Origin of the sequence: Mycobacterium sp. IDR2000157661, assembly GCF_022317005.1 — a bacterium.
In the GTDB taxonomy this organism is placed as follows: Bacteria; Actinomycetota; Actinomycetes; order Mycobacteriales; family Mycobacteriaceae; genus Mycobacterium.
Map to the genome: position 1 here is coordinate 2,217,676 of NZ_CP081006.1, position 19,849 is coordinate 2,237,524.

21 protein-coding genes are annotated in these 19,849 nt (G+C 67.1%); 11 read left to right on the plus strand and 10 right to left on the minus strand.

The window, feature by feature from the left end; translation table 11 throughout:
* Positions 1-10 precede the first annotated feature (10 nt).
* Positions 11-547 carry a gamma carbonic anhydrase family protein gene (locus K3G64_RS11845; protein WP_238950034.1) on the plus strand — a complete coding sequence of 179 codons (537 nt, stop codon included), beginning with the start codon at positions 11-13 and terminating at the stop codon, positions 545-547.
* A 198-nt stretch (positions 548-745) separates the two neighbouring features.
* Positions 746-1,738, plus strand: coding sequence for an MOSC domain-containing protein (locus K3G64_RS11850; RefSeq protein ID WP_238950035.1), 993 nt, complete (start codon positions 746-748; stop codon positions 1,736-1,738).
* On the opposite strand, the gene K3G64_RS11855 is transcribed toward K3G64_RS11850, so the two are convergent.
* From K3G64_RS11855 to K3G64_RS11875, 5 genes are read right to left on the minus strand one after another with little or no spacing between them, the layout of a single operon-like run.
* Positions 1,735-2,151 carry a nuclear transport factor 2 family protein gene (locus K3G64_RS11855; protein WP_238950037.1) on the minus strand — a complete coding sequence of 139 codons (417 nt, stop codon included), beginning with the start codon at positions 2,149-2,151 and terminating at the stop codon, positions 1,735-1,737. The genes K3G64_RS11850 and K3G64_RS11855 overlap by 4 nt on opposite strands.
* Positions 2,148-3,026, minus strand: coding sequence for a TIGR03619 family F420-dependent LLM class oxidoreductase (locus K3G64_RS11860; protein ID WP_238950613.1), 879 nt, complete (start codon positions 3,024-3,026; stop codon positions 2,148-2,150). The genes K3G64_RS11855 and K3G64_RS11860 overlap by 4 nt, the downstream gene beginning before the upstream one ends.
* Positions 3,026-4,195: a thiolase domain-containing protein gene (locus K3G64_RS11865; RefSeq protein ID WP_238950039.1), complete on the minus strand. Its 1,170-nt coding sequence runs from the start codon at positions 4,193-4,195 to the stop codon at positions 3,026-3,028. Before K3G64_RS11865 ends, K3G64_RS11860 begins: the two co-directional genes overlap by 1 nt.
* 4 nt (positions 4,196-4,199) lie before the next feature.
* Positions 4,200-5,264 (minus strand): thiolase domain-containing protein, encoded by a 1,065-nt coding sequence (locus K3G64_RS11870; protein WP_238950040.1) that lies wholly within the window; start codon positions 5,262-5,264, stop codon positions 4,200-4,202.
* Positions 5,265-5,309: 45 nt separating this feature from the next.
* Entirely contained in the window at positions 5,310-6,341 is a 1,032-nt protein-coding gene (locus K3G64_RS11875) for a Zn-ribbon domain-containing OB-fold protein (RefSeq protein ID WP_238950042.1), read from the minus strand.
* Positions 6,342-6,399: 58 nt separating this feature from the next.
* On the opposite strand from K3G64_RS11875, the gene K3G64_RS11880 reads away from it, so the two are divergent.
* The 3 genes from K3G64_RS11880 to K3G64_RS11890 are packed head-to-tail and all read left to right on the plus strand — an operon-like array spanning position 6,400 to position 9,417.
* Positions 6,400-7,440 carry an LLM class F420-dependent oxidoreductase gene (locus K3G64_RS11880; protein ID WP_238950044.1) on the plus strand — a complete coding sequence of 347 codons (1,041 nt, stop codon included), beginning with the start codon at positions 6,400-6,402 and terminating at the stop codon, positions 7,438-7,440.
* Between the two features lie 43 nt (positions 7,441-7,483).
* Positions 7,484-8,215: an acetoacetate decarboxylase family protein gene (locus K3G64_RS11885; RefSeq protein ID WP_238950045.1), complete on the plus strand. Its 732-nt coding sequence runs from the start codon at positions 7,484-7,486 to the stop codon at positions 8,213-8,215.
* The gene (locus tag K3G64_RS11890) at positions 8,212-9,417 is read left to right on the plus strand and encodes a cytochrome P450 (protein WP_370647142.1); all 1,206 of its coding nucleotides are present in this window, start codon (positions 8,212-8,214) and stop codon (positions 9,415-9,417) included. The genes K3G64_RS11885 and K3G64_RS11890 overlap by 4 nt, the downstream gene beginning before the upstream one ends.
* 37 nt (positions 9,418-9,454) lie before the next feature.
* On the opposite strand, the gene K3G64_RS11895 is transcribed toward K3G64_RS11890, so the two are convergent.
* A complete protein-coding gene (locus K3G64_RS11895) occupies positions 9,455-10,255 on the minus strand; it encodes a crotonase/enoyl-CoA hydratase family protein (protein ID WP_238950046.1) in 801 nt (266 codons plus the stop codon).
* A gap of 33 nt (positions 10,256-10,288) precedes the next feature.
* On the opposite strand from K3G64_RS11895, the gene K3G64_RS11900 reads away from it, so the two are divergent.
* From K3G64_RS11900 to K3G64_RS11915, 4 genes are all read left to right on the plus strand, one after another.
* The gene (locus tag K3G64_RS11900) at positions 10,289-11,977 is read left to right on the plus strand and encodes an acyl-CoA synthetase (RefSeq protein WP_238950047.1); all 1,689 of its coding nucleotides are present in this window, start codon (positions 10,289-10,291) and stop codon (positions 11,975-11,977) included.
* Positions 11,978-12,058: 81 nt separating this feature from the next.
* Positions 12,059-13,189 carry an NAD(P)H-dependent flavin oxidoreductase gene (locus tag K3G64_RS11905; protein WP_238950048.1) on the plus strand — a complete coding sequence of 377 codons (1,131 nt, stop codon included), beginning with the start codon at positions 12,059-12,061 and terminating at the stop codon, positions 13,187-13,189.
* Positions 13,190-13,240: 51 nt separating this feature from the next.
* On the plus strand, positions 13,241-13,516 hold the full coding sequence (locus K3G64_RS11910) for an alpha/beta fold hydrolase (RefSeq protein ID WP_238950049.1): 276 nt from the start codon (positions 13,241-13,243) through the stop codon (positions 13,514-13,516).
* Positions 13,501-13,719 (plus strand): alpha/beta fold hydrolase, encoded by a 219-nt coding sequence (locus tag K3G64_RS11915; RefSeq protein WP_370647143.1) that lies wholly within the window; start codon positions 13,501-13,503, stop codon positions 13,717-13,719. Before K3G64_RS11910 ends, K3G64_RS11915 begins: the two co-directional genes overlap by 16 nt.
* A 27-nt stretch (positions 13,720-13,746) precedes the next feature.
* Here K3G64_RS11915 and K3G64_RS11920 read toward each other — a convergent pair whose 3' ends face one another.
* The 4 genes from K3G64_RS11920 to K3G64_RS11935 form a co-directional block, all read right to left on the minus strand.
* A complete protein-coding gene (locus K3G64_RS11920; RefSeq protein WP_238950051.1) occupies positions 13,747-14,454 on the minus strand; it encodes an LpqN/LpqT family lipoprotein in 708 nt (235 codons plus the stop codon).
* Between the two features lie 142 nt (positions 14,455-14,596).
* Positions 14,597-16,129 carry a long-chain-fatty-acid--CoA ligase FadD17 gene (gene fadD17 / locus K3G64_RS11925; RefSeq protein WP_238950052.1) on the minus strand — a complete coding sequence of 511 codons (1,533 nt, stop codon included), beginning with the start codon at positions 16,127-16,129 and terminating at the stop codon, positions 14,597-14,599.
* A gap of 1 nt (position 16,130) precedes the next feature.
* The gene (locus tag K3G64_RS11930) at positions 16,131-17,228 is read right to left on the minus strand and encodes an acyl-CoA dehydrogenase family protein (RefSeq protein WP_238950053.1); all 1,098 of its coding nucleotides are present in this window, start codon (positions 17,226-17,228) and stop codon (positions 16,131-16,133) included.
* Between the two features lie 8 nt (positions 17,229-17,236).
* Complete coding sequence (locus K3G64_RS11935) at positions 17,237-18,418, minus strand: acyl-CoA dehydrogenase family protein (RefSeq protein WP_238950054.1); 1,182 nt, start codon at positions 18,416-18,418, stop codon at positions 17,237-17,239.
* A gap of 155 nt (positions 18,419-18,573) precedes the next feature.
* Here K3G64_RS11935 and K3G64_RS11940 point away from each other — a divergent pair, with 155 nt between their 5' ends.
* Together K3G64_RS11940 and K3G64_RS11945 are read left to right on the plus strand one after the other, a co-directional pair.
* On the plus strand, positions 18,574-18,765 hold the full coding sequence (locus K3G64_RS11940) for a ferredoxin (RefSeq protein ID WP_238950055.1): 192 nt from the start codon (positions 18,574-18,576) through the stop codon (positions 18,763-18,765).
* A gap of 13 nt (positions 18,766-18,778) precedes the next feature.
* Positions 18,779-19,699 (plus strand): 3-oxoacyl-ACP reductase, encoded by a 921-nt coding sequence (locus K3G64_RS11945; protein WP_238950057.1) that lies wholly within the window; start codon positions 18,779-18,781, stop codon positions 19,697-19,699.
* Positions 19,700-19,849 lie beyond the last annotated feature (150 nt).

Consider the following 19,849-nt stretch of genomic DNA (forward strand, 5'->3'; position numbering starts at 1 on the left):
TAACCAGACGATGCCGTTGTACTCCTTCGAGGGCCGCGCACCGACGGTCGATCCGGGCGCATTCGTGGCGCCCACCGCCACGCTGGTGGGCGATGTGCACGTCGAGGCGGGTGCGTCGGTATGGTTCAACGCGGTGCTGCGGGCCGATTTCGCACCGATCGTCGTCCGTGAGGGCGCCAACGTCCAGGACTGCTGCATCCTGCACGCCCCTCCAGGCATTCCCGTTGACGTGGGACCCGGCGCCACCGTCGCGCACGGGTGCGTCGTGCACGGCGTGCACATCGGTGCTCAGGCCGTTCTGGCCAACCACTGCACGGTGCTCGACGGCGCCGTGATCGGGAAGCGCGCCATGATCGCCGCGCACTCCCTGGTCGTGGGCGGTACCAAGATCCCTGATGAGGTACTGGTGACCGGCGCGCCTGCGAAGGTGCGCGGCCCGATCGCGGGCACTGGTGCCGAGACCTGGGTCAACACCAACCCCGGCGCCTATCAGGACCTGGCCCGCCGCTACTCGGCGACGCTGCACCCGGTCGACGACGACGCCTGACTCACGGCTGGCCGAGTCCGGTCCGCAGCGCGATCTGCCGCATCTTGCCAGGGTGACCACTCGGTCGATCGTGGGAAGTACTTCGCGCAACGTCCCGGCGGCGGTGTCGGCGTCCGGATAGATCACGATGGTGTCGGAGATGGCGCGGCGTCCGCAGATGCCGCCTCCGAGCAGGTCGAACCGGCGTACGGTGTCGGGATGACCATCGGCCAGGTTGCCGAGCTGTGGCGCTTCCCGTGCAAATCGCTGGGCGGTGTCAAGGTCGACCAGGCCGAGATCGGTCCGCGAGGACTGCGCGGTGACCGGCTGTGGGCGGTTCGCGATCTGGAGCGTGAGATCACCGCATCGGCCCGCCGCATGCCAGCACTGCTGACGGCCACCGCCCGCTATACCGGTCCGGTGCCGCCGGACGCCGGACCGGGCAATGTCCCCGAGATCGAGGTCACCTTCCCCGACGGCACCGTGCTATCGAGCAGCGATGCCGAAATACACGCGAGACTCTCCGACCTCGCCGGTCGCGACGTCAGGTTGACCGCACTGCCGCCGGCCGAAGACACCAGCCTGCATCGCATGCGCCTGCACAGCCAGAAGGATGCCGTTTCGTCCGCGTCGGTGCGGGCCGACTTCGGCGTCGACGAGGGAGAGAAGCCGCCGGACCTCGCCGTGTTGCCGATGGCCGACCTCCTCAAGCTGGGCCGCTATTCAACCCCGCCCGGAATGTTCGTCGACCTGGCGCCGATCCATGTCATGACGACGACCAGCCTGGCGACCATCGGCGCGGAAGTCGGTGAGGATCTCGACGTGCGACGCTTTCGGCCCAATGTTCTGGTGACACTTGATGATCCGGACCACGAACTCCCCGAGTCGCAATGGGCCGGCGCACAGGTCACGCTAGGCGGCGTCGATCTCAAGGTCATCTCGCAGACGGTTCGCTGCGTCGTGCCCAGTCGCGCGCAACCCGGACTCGACGTCGACCGCCGGGTCACACGGGCCGTGGCGGCCCGTGCGCAGCGGTGCCTGGGGGTCTACTGCACCGTGGGCCGCTCGGGTACGGTCCGGATCGGCGATCGGGTGGCCGTCGAGCGGATCGCCGCCACGCGTCCGCGGAGGTTACTGGACGACGTGACCAAGCGCGCGAAGCGGATGACACTCGGTCTGGCCACCGCTGCCGCTGACCGGATGTCGCGCTAGATCTTTCGGGCGCTGGCTGTGGCGCGGTCGAGTTCCCAGAACGCCCGCAGCGCGACGATTTTGCCCGCGTCGTCGACGCGGTAGGTGAACACGCCCTCGGCGGTCACCTCGTAACCGGCGGCGCGAATGACGATGTTGCCGACGTTGGCCTCCTCGTTGCCGCACTGATAGGTGCGCTCGAAGTTGAACGTCAGGTCGCTCGGCGCGATCGCCTTGTCGTAGAACGCGGCGATCGCCTCTTTACCCCGGTGCCCCTTGCCTCCAGGGTCGAAGTGCGACGGTCCGATCGGATCCTCGACGATCGCGTCGTCGGCGAAGTTGTCCAGCCACGCCTGCTTGTCGTGCGCCATCGCCGCCTCTCGAGAGCGCTTGCCCGCCAGGTGCACCGGAGCCTGCGGGTCGGTGACGGTCACTGCTGCCAACCGGAATGGATGTAGGTGTCGGCGAACCGCTTCATCGCGTCCTTCTTCTTCTCCAGCGGTGCGTCGAAGCCGAGGCCCTCGAACACCCACGGGATCACGATGTTGTCGGTGACGCCTGCCTCGGCCAGTTCACGGTGCCCGTCGACACCGGACTTGTCGATGCAGACGGCCTGGTACTCGAACGGCGCATCGGCGCGGCCGTTTTCGGTAAGCAGCGTCTTGATCCGGCTGATGGTCTCGGCCAACTGCGCGCCGGTCATCATCGCGCTGGTCCAGCCGTCGCCCACCCGCGCCGCGCGCTTGAGTGCCACCTCGGTGTGACCGCCGACGTAGAACGGCACCGGCTTGCTCGGCGCCGGACTCATCTGCAGTTTGTCGAAGTCGTAGAACTCACCGTGGAACTCGGCCATGCCGCCGGCGAGCACCAGCTTGATGACCTCGATCATCTCGTCGACGCGTTTGCCGCGCTTGGCGTACGGCTGTCCGCACCACTCGAATTCTTCGGGTGCCCAGCCGATCCCGACCCCGAAGCCGAAGCGGTTGTTCGTCAGGTTCGCCACCGAGCCGACCTGACGCGCCAGCAGCAGCGGATTGCGCGAGCCCAGCTTCATGACGTTGGTGTAGAAGCGCAGCGTCGACGTGACCGCGCCCATCGCGGACGCGGCGATCAGCGGGTCCACCCACGGGGTGTCGGCGTTCCACATCCGCGAACCGTCAGGGGTGTACGGATAGTCGGTGGACTGCTTCTCCATGTAGAACAGCGAGTCCGGAAGCGCGATGTTGTCAAAGCCGACTTCCTCTGCGGTGCGAGCGATCTCGACGAGCTCCTCGACCGGGCCCATCGCGACAGTGCAGGTGTACTGCATCATGGCTTGTCCGACCCGACGACCCACATCGAGTAGTACTGCGACCCGCCGCCGTACGCGTGGCCGAGCGCTTTGCGGGCGCCCTGCACCTGATGGTCACCGGCCTTCCCCATGACCTGCCTGGCGGCCTCGGCGAACCGGATCAGCCCCGAGGCGCCGATCGGGTTCGACGACAGCACACCACCCGACGGGTTGACCGGCAGCCGTCCGCCGATCGCCGTCTCGCCGGCCTCGGTCAACTTCCAGCCTTCACCTTCCGGCACGAAGCCGAGGTTCTCCAGCCACATCGGCTCGAACCACGAGAAGGGCACGTAGATCTCGGCCGCGTCGATCTCGTCGATCGGGCTGGTGATACCGGCCGACTTCCACAGCGCCTTGGCCGCTTCGCGGCCCGCCTGCGGGTTCACCTGGTCGCGGCCGGAGTACGCCAGCGGCTCGGTTCGCAGCGCGGTGGCGTGGATCCATGCGACCGGGTTGCCCTCGGCCGCCTGCTTGTCGGCAATCTCTTCATTTCCGATCACGACGGCGCACGCACCGTCCGACGAAGGGCAGGTCTCGTCGAAGCGGATCGGGTTCCACAGCATCTGCGAAGCCATCACCTTCTCCAAGGTGATGTCGGGCTGATGCAGATGCGCCAGTGGGTTCTTCGCGCCGTTGATCCGATCCTTGACCGCCACCATGGCCCCGATGTGTTCGGGCGCACCGGATCGGCGGATGTAGGCGCGAATGTGGGGAGCGAAGTACCCGCCCGCGCCGGCGCCGACTGGCTTGGTGAACGGCACCGGGATGCTCAACGCCCACATCGCGTTCGACTCCGACTGCTTCTCCCACGCCATCGCCAGCACGCGGCGGTACTTGCCGGACTGCACCAGCGACGCGGCCACCACGCCCGTCGACCCGCCGACCGAACCGGCGGTGTGCACGCGAATCAGCGGCTTGTTAGTGGCGCCGACGGCGTCGGCCATGAACAACTCCGGCATCATCACGCCCTCGAAGAAGTCCGGTGCCTTGCCGACGACGACCGCGTCGATGTCGTCCATCGTCGTACCCGAGTCGGCCAGTGCCCGGTCGATGGCCTCCCGCACCAGGCCGTTCATCGACACGTCCTGGCGTTTGGCGACGTACTTGGTCTGCCCGGTGCCCAGCACCGCCGCGAGTTGGCCTGCCATGCTCTTACTTCCCTTCCAGGACAGCGACCAGGTTCTGTTGCAGCGCAGGGCCGCTCGTGGCGTGGGCCAGCACCCGCTGCGCCGAGCCGTCGAAGATGTGCTGCGCGGCGAAGCCGATGCGCTCCAGGCCCGCCGAGAACATCGGGTTGGCGGCCAGCGGGCCACCCGACGGGTTCACCTTCGTCGCCTCACCGAGCCCGATCGCCTCGGTGAGGATCAGATGCTGATGGGTGAACGGGGCGTAGATCTCGGCGACCTCGATGGAGCCGGTGTCACCGCCCGTCGCGGCCTGTGCCGAGGCCGTCGTCGACGGTGAGGTGGTCAGGTCGCGGGCACCGAGGACCGGGGTCTCGATGCGGTGCTCGAAGCCGGTGATCCAGGCCGGGTTCTCCCGCAGCTCCCTGGCCCGATCACCGACTGCGAGCACGATGGCCGATGCGCCGTCGGTGATCGGGGCGATGTCGTGGCGCCGCAGCGGATCCGCAAAGTACGGGCGCTCCAGCAGCTCATCGATCGACTTGGCCGGCTTCTCCGAATCGGTGCGCTGGGCGACGGTCATGGAGTCGAGCGCCACCTGAGCCATCTGCTCGGCGGTCCACTTGCCTGCGTCGAGTCCGAAGCGGGCCTGCAGCCCGGCCATCGACACCGCGTCGGGCCACAGCGGCGCGACGGTGTACGGGTCGGTCTGCAGGGCCAGCACGCGACGCAGCGTTCCGGCGCTGGACTTGCCGAAGCCGTACACCAGCGCGGTGTCCACTTCGCCGGTCAGCAGCTTGATGTAGGCCTCGTACAGCGCCCACGCGGCGTCCATCTCGACGTGCGATTCGTTGATCGGTGGGACCGCGCCGATTGAGTCGATCGCCGAGATGAATGAGAATGCCCGTCCGGCAAGGTAATCGGAGGATCCGGAACACCAGAACCCGATGTCCGTCTGCTGCAGACCGAGCTCCTCGTAGAGCTGGTGGAAGCACGGCATCAGCATCTCGACGCCGTTGGTGGTGCCGTCGGTGCGGCGGACGTGTGGTGCGTGCGCAAAGCCCACCACTGCTACATCTGTTGAGTCGGTCATCCCAGGTCCTGTCTGCTCTTCGCGCAAGCGCTCATCGCCGCGCCTTCAGAGGTGGTGCTTGTAGGAGTCGTATTCGGCGTCGGGCTCACCCGTCGGCCGGAAGTGATCGATGTTGTCGATGCCCAGGCCCCACTCCTCGCGGGGCTTCCACACCGCCTCGACACGCATGCCCATTCGGACCTCGGCCGCCTCGATCTCGGTGACCAGGTGAAGGAACGGGATGTCGGAGCCGTCGAGCAGCACGTAGGCCGCGACGTACGGCGGCTTGATGCGCTGACCGGCGAAAGGGATGTTGATGACGGCGAACGTCGTCACCGTGCCCTTGTCGGGCAGCTCGATGAACTCGTCGAGTTCCAGGCCCGTCGCCGGGTCGGCCTCCTTGGGCGGGAAGTACACCTTGCCCGGCTGGCCATTGCGGCCCTTCTTCGTCCGGGCGCCCAGCAACTTGCCCTCCTCGAGGGCCTTGAGGAACACGGTCTCCGGGAAGGACGCTGTGTGCTGGATCTCGATCGCCGACGGTGTCACCTGGACGGTCACCGGGTCCAGGCCTGTCTCTGCTCCTCGCGTGCGCGCGTCGTCGGGTTCGCCCTCCGGTTCGGCATCCTCACCGAGCGCGAAGTAGGCGATGTCGGTGATCGCGCCGACGGGCTCGTCGACCCAGTGCGCGTGCACCCGCGTCCCGGTGCTGATGGATTCGGCCGAGCCCGCATCAACAGCGTGCAGCAGCGGGGTGTCGGCGCCGTCGAGTTTGATCAGCGCCCACGCGAACGGGCGGTCCAGGGGCTGCATCTGAAGCGGGGTCGACTGCCAGGTCCACGAGACCACGGTCCCGACAGCGGCCACCGGTACGATCTCGGTCAATCGCTCGTAGGTGACGGGGTCGAACTCCGCGGGTGGCACCAGCACCCGCCCGTCCGAACCGCGCACGCCGAGGATGCGTCGTTCGCGCAGGGCGGTGAAGAACTGGCCGAGGAGTGGTCCGACTGAACGGGTGTAGTCGAATGAGAGCCTCAGTGGCGCCGAAAGTGGCCGCTGATGGGGATCGATCTGCACCGGGCTGCTTTGGCTGGTCGTCACGGCATCGAGTAGAACAGGTTCTAAGAATGGTTTCAAGGACGGGTCCGGAGGCGCGCTAATGAAGTTGGGACTTCAACTCGGTTATTGGGGTGCACAGCCACCCGACAACCACGCCGAACTGGTCGCCACCGCGGAGGACGCCGGCTTCGACACCGTGTTCACCGCCGAGGCGTGGGGTTCGGACGCCTACACCCCGCTGGCGTGGTGGGGCCGTGAAACCAGGCGCATGCGCCTGGGCACGTCGGTCATCCAGCTCTCCGCCCGCACCCCCACCGCGTGTGCGATGGCCGCCCTGACACTGGACCACCTCTCCGGCGGGCGCCACATCCTGGGCCTCGGCGTCTCCGGCCCGCAGGTGGTCGAGGGCTGGTACGGCGCGAAGTTCCCGAAGCCCCTCGCCCGCACCCGCGAGTACGTCGACATCCTGCGGCAGGTGTGGGCGCGCGAGGCACCGGTGCGCAGCGACGGCCCGCACTATCCGCTGCCGCTGACCGGCGAGGGCACCACCGGCCTGGGCAAGAACCTCAAGCCGATCACCCATCCGCTGCGCGCCGAGATTCCGGTCATGCTGGGCGCCGAGGGTCCCAAGAACGTCGCACTGGCCGCCGAGATCTGCGACGGCTGGCTGCCCATCTTCTACTCGCCGCGCATCGCCGACATGTACAACGAGTGGCTCGACGAGGGGTTCGCCCGCCCCGGCGCCCGCCGCTCCCGCGAGGACTTCGAGATCTGCGCGACCGCCCAGGTCGTCGTCACCGATGACCGCGCCGGCGTCATGGAGTTGATGAAGCCGCACCTGGCGCTGTACATGGGCGGGATGGGCGCCGAGGACACCAACTTCCACGCCGACGTCTACCGCCGGATGGGCTATGCCGAGGTCGTCGACGACGTGACGAAGCTCTTCCGATCAGGCAGTGAGGACGGCAAAGAGCGAGCGGCCAAGGTCATTCCCGACGAACTGGTCGACGACTCCGCGATCGTCGGTGATCTGGCCTATGTGCAGGAGCAGATCAAGGCGTGGGAGGCCGCGGGCGTGACGATGATGGTCGTCGGCGCCCGGTCGCCGGAGCAGATCCGGGACCTCGCCGGGCTGGTGTAGACACTTCTTGCTAGTTGTCTAGAACGCGTTCTAGATTGGCGCGATGACCCAGCACACCATCGCAGGCACCGTCCTGACCATGCCGGTGAAGATCCGCCAAGCCGAGCAGCACATGGCCATGTTCTCGGTGGACGCCGACGCCGCTCAACGGTTGATCGACTACAGCGGCCTGCAGGTGTGCCGCTTCCTGCCGGGGCGCGCGATCGTCGTGCTGATGCTGATGCACTACGTCGACGGCGACCTCGGCCAGTACTACGAGTACGGCACCAACGTGATGGTGAACCCGCCTGGGGGCCGCCGTGCCCCGAATAGGTCGAGCCCGCGGGCGCTGCGGGATGCGGGCGCGTTCATCCATCATCTGCCCGTGGACCAGGCGTTCACGCTCGAGGCCGGCACGAAGATCTGGGGCTACCCGAAGGTCATGTCGGACTTCACGATTCGTGACGGCCACACCTTCGGATTCGATCTGACGATCGACGACCAGTTCGTGCTCGGCATGGACTTCTCGCCGGGCCTGAAGGTGCCCGCGGCGTTCACCTCCAGGCCGCAGGCGCACCCCACGTACTCCTACCGCGACGGGGTCGTGCGGCAGACGGTCGGCGAGATGAAGCTGTCCGACGTGCGCTACCGGTTGGGCGGTGCCCGCATCCGGTTGGGTGAACATCCCTACGCCAAAGACCTCGCCTCGCTAGGCTTTCCGAAACGCGCGATGGTCTCCAGTTCCGCTGGCAACGTGGAGATGTCGTTCGCCGATGCGCAGGAGGTTCAGCCATGACAGCCATGACAGCGGCGCCCAAGCCCGACGTGGACCTCACCGACGGCACCTTCTACGCCGGTGACTCGCGGTCGGTTTACAAGTGGATGCGCGAGAACGAGCCGGTGTTCCGCGACCGCAACGGCTTGGCCGCCGCCGCCACGTACGCCGCGGTGATCGAGGCCGAGCGCAACCCCGAGTTGTTCTCCAACGCCGGCGGCATCCGGCCGGACCAGCCGGGTGTCGAGATGATGATCGAGATGGACGACCCGCAGCACCTGTTGCGGCGCAAGCTCGTCAACTCCGGTTTCACCCGTAAGCGGGTGAAAGACCTTGAGGGGTCGATCAGTTCGCTGTGTGACTCGCTGATCGACAATGTCTGCGAGCGCGGCGAGTGTGACTTCGTCTGGGACATCGCCGCGCCGCTGCCGATGGCCGTCATCGGTGACATGCTCGGCGTTCGGCCGGAGGACCGCGAGATGTTCCTCAAGTGGTCCGACGATCTGGTCGGGGCACTGAGCAGCACGGCGGACCCCGAGCAGTTCCAGCTGACGATGGATGCCTTCGCCGCCTACAGCGAGTACATGACGGGCATGATCGCGGAGCGCAAGTCCGAACCGACCGATGACCTGGTCAGCGTGCTGGTGCACGCCGAGGTCGAGGGATCCAAGCTCGAGGACCACCAGATCGTCACCGAGGTGCTCCTGCTGCTCATCGGCGGCGACGAGACCACCCGTCACACCCTGTCCGGCGGCACCCGCCAGCTGCTGCTGCATCCGGATCAGCATCGGCGGCTGGTCGACGATCTGGCGCTGTTGCCGAACGCGATCGAGGAGATGCTGCGCTGGACGGCGCCCGTCAAGAACATGGCGCGAACCGTCACCGCCGACACGGAGTTTCACGGCACCGCCCTCGAGGAGGGCGAGAAGATGATCCTGCTGTTCGAGTCGGCGAACTTCGACGAGGCCGTGTTCGAAAGTCCTGAACTCTTCGATATCGAGCGCTATCCGAACAACCACCTCGCGTTCGGTTTCGGCACGCACTTCTGTCTGGGCAACCAGTTGGCCCGCCTGGAGTTGTCGATCATGCAGACCAAATTGCTGCAGCGGCTGCCCGACCTACGGTTGGCCGGCGATGGTGAGCTGCCGCTGCGCCCGGCCAACTTCGTGTCGGGCCTCGAGCAGATGCCCGTCGTGTTCACACCGACAACGCCGGTGGGCTGACGACGGCGGTCAGCGCCTGACTTTACGTTCGCCGAGCTCAGCGCATCTTGAAGTTGGGCGCCCGCTTCTCCTTGAACGCCCGCGGGCCCTCCTTGGCGTCCTCGGACAGGAACACCTCGATGCCGATCTTCGTGTCGATCTTGAAGGCGTCGTTCTCGTGCATGCCCTCGGTATCGTGGATCGACCGCAGGATCGCCTGCACGGCCAGTGGGCCGTTGTTGTTGATCAGGTCGGCGATCTCCAGCGCCTTGTCCAGCGCGGTCCCGTCGGGCACGACGTAGCCGATCAGCCCGTAGTCCAGCGCCTCGGCGGCCGTGATGTGCCGACCGGTCAGCAGCAGGTCGCAGGCGATGGTGTAGGCGATCTGGCGGACCAGACGCACCGCCGACCCGCCCATCGGGTACAGGCTCCACTTGGCCTCGGAGATGCCGAACTTCGCGCTCTCACCCGCGATGCGGATGTCGGTGCCCTGCAGGATCTCGGTGCCTCCGGCGATGGCGGGACCCTCCACGGCGGCGATCAGCGGCTTGGTCAGCCGCCGGCCCTTGAGCAGGCCGTCGATGCGCGACGGGTCATAGCTGCCGTCCTTGAACGAGTCGCCCGGCGGTTTGGCTGTCGCCGCCTTGAGGTCCATGCCCGCGCAGAAGTAGCCGCCTGCGCCGGTCAGGATGCACGACCGGATCTCCGGATCGTTGTCGACGCGGTCCCAGGCCTCGACCATGATCGAGAGCATCTCGGTGGAAAGGGCGTTGCGCGCCTCGGGCCGGTTCAGCGTCAGGATCAAGGTGTGTCCGCGCTGCTCAATGAGGGCGTCGGGACCCTTCTCGGGTTGGCTCACAGATGTCCGCCTTCCTGCCGTCGAACCACAGACTTGTCTGGAAATGTAACACGTTCTAGTTTAGGTTCCGTGGCCTTGAACATCGCTGATCTTGCAGAGCACGCCATCGACGCCGTGCCGGACCGTGTCGCCCTGATCTGCGGCGACGACCAGCTCACCTACGCCCAGTTGGAGGAGAAGGCCAACCGCCTTGCCCACTACCTCATCGACCGGGGCGTCAAGAAGGACGACAAGGTGGGGTTGTACTGCCGCAACCGCATCGAGATCGTGATCGCGATGCTGGGCATCGTCAAGGCCGGCGCCATCCTGGTCAACGTCAACTTCCGCTACGTCGAAGGCGAACTCAAGTACCTGTTCGACAACTCGGACATGGTGGCGCTGGTGCACGAGCGCCGCTACGCCGACCGCGTCGCGAACGTGCTGCCCGAGACGCCCAACGTCAAGACCATCCTCTCGGTCGAGGACGGGAGCGATGACGACTACCAGCGCTACGGCGGCGTCGAGTTCTACGCCGCGATCGAACAGGGTTCGCCCGAGCGCGATTTCGGCCCCCGCAGTGCGGACGACATCTATCTGCTCTACACCGGCGGCACCACCGGGTTTCCGAAGGGCGTGATGTGGCGCCACGAGGACATCTACCGAGTTCTCTTCGGCGGCACCGACTTCGCGACCGGTGAGCCGATCAAGGACGAGTACGACCTGGCCAAGGCCGCCGCGGAGAACGGCCCGATGGTCCGCTACCCGATCCCGCCGATGATCCACGGCGCCACCCAGTCGGCGACCTGGATGTCGCTGTTCTCGGGCCAGACCACCGTGCTGGCACCTGAGTTCGACGCCGACGAGGTCTGGGAGACCATCGAGAAGCACAAGGTCAACCTGCTGTTCTTCACCGGCGACGCGATGGCTCGCCCGCTGCTCGACGCGCTGACCAAGCTGCACGATTCCGGCAAGGAGCCCGACCTGTCGAGCCTGTTCCTGCTCGCCAGCACGGCCGCGCTGTTCTCCACCAGCATCAAGGAGAAGTTCCTCGAGCTGCTGCCCAACCGGGTGATCACCGACTCGATCGGATCGTCGGAGACCGGCTTCGGCGGCACGAGCATCGTCGCGAAGGGCCAGTCGCACACCGGCGGTCCGCGCGTGACGATCGACAAGACCACTGTCGTGCTCGACGAGGACGGCAACGAGGTCGAGCCGGGCTCCGGCGTGCGCGGCGTCATCGCCAAGAAGGGCCACATCCCGGTCGGCTACTACAAGGACGAGAAGAAGACCGCCGAAACCTTCCGCACCTACAACGGGGTGCGTTACGCGATCCCCGGTGACTACGCCGAAGTCGAGGCCGACGGCACCGTCACGATGCTCGGCCGCGGGTCGCAGTCGATCAACAGCGGCGGCGAGAAGATCTATCCCGAAGAGGTCGAAGCCGCCCTCAAGGGCCACCCGGACGTGTTCGACGCGTTGGTGGTCGGCGTGCCCGACGAGCGCTACGGGCAGTGCGTCGCGGCCGTCGTGCACCGCCGACCGGGAACCAATCCCACGCTGGGCGAACTGGATACGTTCGTGCGCCAGGAGATCGCCGGTTACAAGGTGCCGCGCAAGGTGTGGTGGGTCGACGAGATCCATCGCACACCGGCGGGCAAGCCCGACTACCGGTGGGCCAAGGACACCACCGAGGAGCGGCCCGCCGACGACGCGCACGCCAACCATGCCGGGACCGCTTCGTGATGGGCGTGGGGGTACTCCCCTCGCAAGCGGTGGGCCCACCCGCGCGTAGCGCAACGGGACGAAGCGACGGGAGAAATAGCGATGCGGACTGAGCTGTGTGAGCGCTTCGGCATCGAGTACCCGATCTTCGTCTTCACCCCTTCGGAGAAGGTCGCCGCCGCGGTCAGCAAGGCCGGCGGGCTCGGTGTGCTGGGTTGCGTGCGGTTCAACGACGCCGACGACCTCGAGAACGTGCTGTGCTGGATGGACGAGAACACTGACGGCTTGCCCTACGGCGTGGACGTCGTGATGCCCGCCAAGGTGCCGCAGGAGGGCACGTCCGTCGACATCGACAAGCTGATTCCCGAGAGCCACCGTGACTTCGTCGGCAAGACCCTCGCCGACCTCGGGGTCCCGCCGCTGCCGGACGAGGGAGATCGCAACGAAGGGGTGCTCGGCTGGTTGCACTCGGTGGCGCGTTCACACGTCGAGGTTGCGCTCAAGCATCCGATCAAGTTGATCGCCAACGCACTCGGGTCGCCACCGAAGGACGTCATCGACCAGGCGCACGCCGCTGGTGTGCCGGTTGCCGCGCTGGCCGGCAGCGCCAAGCACGCGCAGCGGCACGTCGACAACGGCGTGGACATCGTGGTGGCGCAGGGGCACGAGGCCGGCGGGCACACCGGCGAGATCGGCTCGATGGTGCTGTGGCCGGAGATCATCGATGAACTGCGCGCCCTCGGCCATCGAACTCCGGTGCTCGCCGCAGGGGGCATCGGCACCGGCAGGCAGGTCGCCGCCGCGCTGGCGCTCGGCGCACAGGGCGTCTGGATGGGTTCGGCGTTCCTCACCTCGGCGGAGTACGACCTCGGGCACCGCAAGTCCGGGGGTGTCTCGACGATCCAGGAGGCCATGCTGCGGGCCACCTCCGCCGACACCGTGCGTCGCCGGATCTACACCGGCAAGCCCGCGCGGCTGTTGAAGTCGAAGTGGACCGAGGCTTGGGACGCCCCGGATGCCCCTGAGCCGCTGCCGATGCCGCTGCAGAACATCCTCGTCAGCGAGGCGCATCAGCGGATGAACGAGTCCGACAACCCCGACACCGTCGCCATGCCGGTGGGCCAGATCGTCGGCCGCATGAACGAGATCCGCCCCGTTGCCGACATCATTGCCGAGTTGGTGCAGGGGTTCGAGGAGGCTTCGCGACGCCTCGATGACATTCGCGAGGGTTAGCTGCTCAGGTTCGGACTCTGCGTCTGATCCTTTCATTGCGAAAGGGCTCTCATGTCGACGTTTGCCATGGTGCACGGCGCGTGGCACGGGGCGTGGTGCTGGGACCGGCTGACGCCCGAATTAGAAGCCCTGGCCCATCGTGTGGTTGTGATGGATCTCCCGATCGATGACAGTTCGGCCTCGTTCGACGACTACGCCGACGTAGTCGTTCCGCTGGTGGCGCAGCGCATTCCGGTCCGGCGACTGGTCTACCTGTGCGCCATGCCGCCGATTCCACCCGGCTGCGCCCGCAGTCGTCGAACCCGTATCGAGTGCCGTGTTCACTGACCGCTCTACCTGACGTGGATTCGGCGTACGTGGTGTGCGCCGAGGACCGGATGGTCAACCCTGACTGGTCGCGCCGCATCGCGCGCGAATGGCAGCAGGCAGACGTCATCGAACTGCCCGGAAGTCACTCGACCTTTCTGTCCCGGCCGAAAGATCTTGCAACCGTCTTGAACCGGCTCGCCGGCGCCGAGTCCGCGAACTGACCTGGCTTACAACAACTCCAGATCCGACTAGAAGCCGATTGTCGTCTCGTCGTCGATCGCCAGCGTCGCCGGGCCGATCACGTCGGCCTGGTCCTCGAGGCCGTCGACATTGAGCTGCAGCACGAAGACGCCGTCCGGTCCGGGGATCACGACCGTCTTCTGCGCGACGAGCTTCGCCTGCCCCTCGGACTGCCAGGTTCCGCCCAACTCGTAGGCGGGGTAGTTACCGAGCGTGCTGGTCGAGCCGTCGTTCATCGCGCTCCAGCCGGGCAGGTTCTGAAGCTCGCCGGGCGCCGCGTCGATGATCGCCTGCGGGTCGACGTTACCGGTGAGCTTCGAGACGATCGCGACGATGCTCGGCGTGTATTCCGTTGCCTCGGGACCGGTGTAGACGATGGCACCATAAGCCCATTCGGGGGTGTCGGGACCGGCGTCCTGCCAGCCCTCGGGGATCGGCAGGTCGATGTTCGGCGAGCCCGGATCACCGCGCTTGACCGGTGTCTCCGAGATCCCGTTCTCTGCAATGTACGTCGCGATGGTCGGGTTCGGACCCGCGGGATCCTCGTCGCGTGGAGCGATTTTCGCACTCGGGGAGGTGGCCTGGGCGCTGGTCGTCGTGGTGCTCGGCTCGGCGACGGGCGTGCCTTCGAGGTCCGAATCCGAGCCGCACGCCGTCAGGACCAGGGCCAGGGTTGCGGCGACCGCCGCCGCCCCCGGAATAACAGTGGATCGCATCGACTGGCTCCTGTCTGCTCAAGAACACGATCGGCAAGATTGACGATCTTGAACGTTCAGCGCAGCGTAACCCACAAATGCAGCACCGATCGGTGGGTCGACCGAACCGATCGGCGGCTGGAGCAACTCGGCCATCCGGCTGTCAGAGGTGATGCACCGGGTCCGGGCAGTCGATGCCTTCGGCCTGCAGGTGCCGCTTGATCACCTTGAACGTCTCGGTGCGCGGCAGCGCGGTGCTGATCCGGACGTAGGCGGGCCACTGCTTGGGACCCAGATCGTCCTGCGCGGCAAGGAATCCGCGGAACGCATCCGGATCGAACGCCGCGCCGTCGCGCAGCGTCATGGCGGCCATCACCTGATCGCCCACGTCGGGCGCCGGGATGCCGTACACCGCCACTTCCACGACGTCGGGATGCCGCAGCAGCACCCGCTCGATCGGCGCCGAGCCGAGGTTCTCGCCGTCCACCCGCATCCAGTCGCCCAGCCGGCCGGCGAAGTAGGCATAGCCGTTTTCGTCGCGGTACGCGAGATCGCCGCTGTGGTAGACGCCGCCGCGCATCCGCTCGGCATCCGCGCCGGGGTCGTTGTAGTAGCCCTCGAACCGACCGGTGTCCGAGGCGTTCACCAGCTCGCCCGTCACCCCCGGCGGGCACGGCTCACCCGTGTCGACGTCGATGATGTCGGTGCCCGGCGGCAGCGGTCCGAGCGAGCCGGGTGGCGTGTCCGGGGTACGGGCGATCGCGATCCCGCCCTCGGTCGAGCCGAACCCGTCCATCACCACGGTGCCGAACCGCTCGGCGAACCGCTCGATGTCGGCGGGGGCCCCCTCGTTGCCGTACACCGCCCGCAGCGGATTATCGGTGTCGTCGGGCAGCTCGGGGGTGGCCAGCACATACGACAGCGGCTTGCCGACGTAGTTGGCATAAGTCGCCCCGAACCGCCGCACATCGGGCAGGAACTGCGATGCGGAGAACTTGCGTCGCAACGCCAGCGAGCTCTGCGACGCCAGGGCCACCGACCAGCCCACCAGCACCGCGTTCGAGTGGAACAACGGCATCGAGACGTAGCAGACGTCGTCGCGGGTCAGCGAGAACCGCTGGGTCATCGTGACGCCTGCGATCGCCACCTTGCCCTGGCTGCACTTGACCGCCTTGGGATCACCACTGGTGCCCGAGGTGTAGATCAGCATGAACAGGTCGGCGGGATCGGCCTGCCGCACGGTCACGGTCTCGTCGGCGAACGCCGCCACCTCCGCCGACCACTCCGGCGAGTCGACGTTGACGTGGTCGACGTCACCGACCACTTCGAGCGACGCCGAGTCGGCAAGCACCAGTTGGCAATCGGCGTGGGCCACGTCGCGTTGCAGGGCCGCCCCGCGCCGCACCGGGTTCAGCCCCACCGGCACGATGCCGGTCAGCCCCGCCGCGACCAGAACAGCGGAGAAGAACGGTGTGTTCTGCAGCAGCACGCCGACATGGGCAGGTCGGCCGGGATCGAGTCGGGAACGCAATGCGGCCGCGACCGCGGCGCCGTGCCGAAGATGCTCACGCCATGAGACGAACTCGACCGTGGGCTCTTCGCTTCGCCCGAGACGCTCATCGGCGAAGTACACGCCGCGATCGTCGACGTCGATCAGCGGCGTCAACAGGTCGGCGACGGTGGGTAGCGCGGTCACCTCAGGCGGGTGTGTCGGCCAATTCCCGGCCGATGTGGAGCAGCTGTCCGGTGGCGCCACCGACCGCGAACTCGGTCTGCTTGGCCGCCAGGAAATACCGGTGCACCGGATGGTCGGTGTCGATGCCGACGCCGCCGTGCACGTGAACGGTCGTGTGGGCGACGCGATGTCCGGCGTCGGCGGCCCAGAACGCCGCGGTGTTGACCTCGACGTCGGCCGCCAGATCCTCCGACAGCCGCCACGCCGCCTGCGTCACCGTCAACCGCAGCGCCTTGATGTCGATGTAGCCGTCGGCCAGCCGGGACGACACGGCCTGGAAACTGCCGATCGGGCGGTCGAACTGCTCACGCTCACGGGCGTACTCCGCGGTGAGTTCCAGTGCGCGTTCGAGAACACCGAGCTGAAAGGCGCTGCGGCCCAGCGTTGCTCGCAGCGTCAACCACCCCAGTGCGGAGGCGTCACCGACCACCCGGTCGGCACCGACCTCGACACCCTGCAACTCCAGATGCCCGAGGCTGCCGTGCCCGGTGGTGCTCAGCGACTCGACCGTCACACCGGAGTCCGCCGCTGCCACGAGGAACACCCTGCTCGCCGAATCGGTCTCGGCCGGAACCAGGAACGCGTCGGCGATCGGTCCGTAGGGCACCAGGGTGCGGGACCCCGTGAGCCGGAAACCCTCACCGCTCGCCTGGGCCAGCACGGGCCCCTGACCCATCTCACCGTCGAGTGCGACGGTGAGGATCTTCTCGCCCTTGACGGCCGGTGTCGCCCACTGCTCCTGCATGGCCTCCGATCCGAACCCGGCCAGCACCCCGGCGCCGAGCACCACCGACTCCAGGTACGGCACCGCCGACAGTTGACGGCCCAGCGCGACGAGCACGGCGACCTGTTCGAGCACCCCGAAGCCGCCGCCGCCCAACGCCTCCGGAGCCGCTGCCGACAGCACGTCGGCTTCGATCAGCTTGCCCCACAATGTCTTGTCGAATCGTTCATCGAGCATGTCGAGCTCGCGCTGCCGCTCGGGAGTGACCACCGAGTCGGCGATGGTGCGAACCAGACCGCCGAGGTCTTCAGAGGCTTCGGTCGTCTTGAAGTCCATGTCGAGTCCTATCGGTTAACTCGGGGCAGGCCGAGCGCGACCATGCCGATGATGTCGCGCTGAATCTCGTTGGTGCCGCCGCCGAAGGTCAGGATCAGGCAGCTGCGGTGCATGCGCTCGATCCGTCCGCGCAGCAGCGCGCCCGGCGAGTCGGAGCGCAACGTCGCGGCGGTGCCGAGCACCTCCATCAGCAGGCGGTAGGCCTCGGTGGCCAGTTCGGTGCCGTACACCTTCGCCGCCGATGCGTCCGCGGGCGAGGGTGCGGCGTCGTCGGACGACGCCAGTTCCCAGTTGATGAGCTTGAGCACTTCGGCCTTGGCGTGCACTCTCGCGAGGTTCAGCTGCACCCATTCCGAGTCGATCAGCCGGTTGCCGTGCACGTCCTTGGTGTTCTGGGCCCACTCACGAACGCCGCCCAGCGCAGAGAAGATCGGTTGTGCGGACACCAGGGCGACCCGCTCGTGGTTGAGCTGGTTGGTCACCAGCTTCCAGCCGGCGTTCTCCTCGCCGACCAGGCTGCTCACCGGCACCCGCACGTCCTGGTAGTAGGTGGCGCTGGTGTCGACGCCGGCCATGGTGTGCACCGGCGTCCACGAGAAGCCTTCGGCCGTGGTCGGCACGATGAGCATCGAGATGCCGCGGTGCTTCTTGGCCTCGGGGTTGGTGCGGGCGGCCAACCAGACGTAGTCGGCGTAGGCGATCAGGCTCGTCCACATCTTCTGGCCGTTGATGACGTAGTCGTCCCCGTCGCGCACCGCGGTGGTGCGCAGCGACGCCAGGTCGGTGCCCGCTCCCGGCTCGGAGTAGCCGATCGAGAAGTGCAGTTCACCGGCGGCGATCCTGGGCAGGAAGAACTTCTTCTGCTCCTCGGTGCCGAAGTGCATGATCGTCGGCGCCACGCTGTTGATCGTCAGGAACGGCACGGGCACGTTCGCGATCGCGGCCTCGTCGCTGAAGATCAGCCCGTCCATCGGCGGGCGGGCCTGACCGCCGAACTCCTCGGGCCACGACAGCGTGAGCCAGCCGTCCTTGCCCATCTGTGCCACGGTGTCGCGGTAGACGTTGCCGCGGCCCATCTCGCCGTCGTTGGACGCCAGGGCCTCGGCCCGCTCGGGCGTCATCAGCTTGGTGAAGTAGGACCGCAGCTCGCGGCGCAACTCCTCCTGCTCTGGGGTGTAGCCGATCCGCATCGCCTTGTCCTAACTTCTAGAGGCACGATCTAGCATTCGAGCTGCAGCCGGTGGTCCAGCCCGGGTTCACCCCCGGTTGTAACACGTTCTAGTCTGAGGGTCCAGGCCGGTGCCGCACTGGCGCCAGGGGACCCCCGACCGCGAGGAGGTTTGTGATGCGCGTAGAGGTGGACCGTGATCGCTGCGAGGGCAACGCGGTGTGTGTGGGAATCGCCCCCGACCTGTTCGACCTCGACGACGAGGACTACGCCGTCGTCAAGGCCGACCCGGTTCCGGCCGACCAGGAGGACCTGGCCGAGCAGTCCATCGCCGAGTGCCCCCGCGCGGCGTTGATCCGCAAAGACTAGAGGTATTCATAAATTGACCACCAATGAAGCCGCGAACGATCTGTCCGGACGCGTCGCGGTAGTCACCGGTGCGGCCGCGGGCCTCGGCCGTGCAGAAGCGATCGGACTGGCCCGTTCGGGTGCGACAGTCGTGGTCAACGACATCGCCGCCGCCCTGGACAAGTCCGACGTGCTCGACGAGATCGCGGCGGCGGGCACCAAGGGCGTCGCGGTGGCCGGCGACATCAGCGAGCGGTCGACAGCCGACGAGCTCGTCGAGACGGCCGACGGCCTCGGCGGGCTGGCCATCGTCGTCAACAACGCCGGCATCACGCGGGACCGGATGCTGTTCAACATGTCCGACGAGGACTGGGACGCCGTGATCGCGGTGCACCTGCGCGGGCACTTCCTGCTGACCCGCAACGCCGCCACGTACTGGCGCAACAAAGCCAAGGCGGCGTCAGAGGGGGCCGGCCAGGTGTACGGCCGCGTCATCAACACCTCGTCGGAGGCGGGCCTGGTCGGACCCGTCGGCCAGGCCAACTACGGGGCGGCCAAGGCCGGAATCACGGCGTTGACGCTGACCATGGCGCGGGCGCTGGAGAAGTACGGCGTGCGGGCCAATGCGATCGCGCCGCGCGCCCGCACCGCGATGACCGCCGACGTGTTCGGGGAGGCGCCGGAACTCGCGGAGAACCAGATCGACCCGCTCTCGCCCGAGCACGTCGTCAACCTCGTGCGATTTCTGGCGTCTCCGGCCTCGGAAGGGGTTAACGGACAGCTGTTCATCGTCTACGGTCCAACGGTGACGTTGGTGGCAGCGCCAACGGCAGAAGCCCGGTTCAACGCGGAGTCGGACGCGTGGGACCCGTCGGAGTTGTCGAACACGTTGCGCGACTACTTTGCTGGACGTGACCCGCTGCGGGGTTTCTCGGCCACCGGGCTGATGGAGTAGCAAGACTGACAGTCTCGGTTGTCAGCCTGGGGTCGGGCTAGAACGCGTTCTAGAATGGCGTCGGCCGCACCCCTGCTGACCAGCGTAAAGGTCACAATTTCGACTACTTTTACCGTTCTTTGACACTGCGAACTTGTTCTAGTTAATATG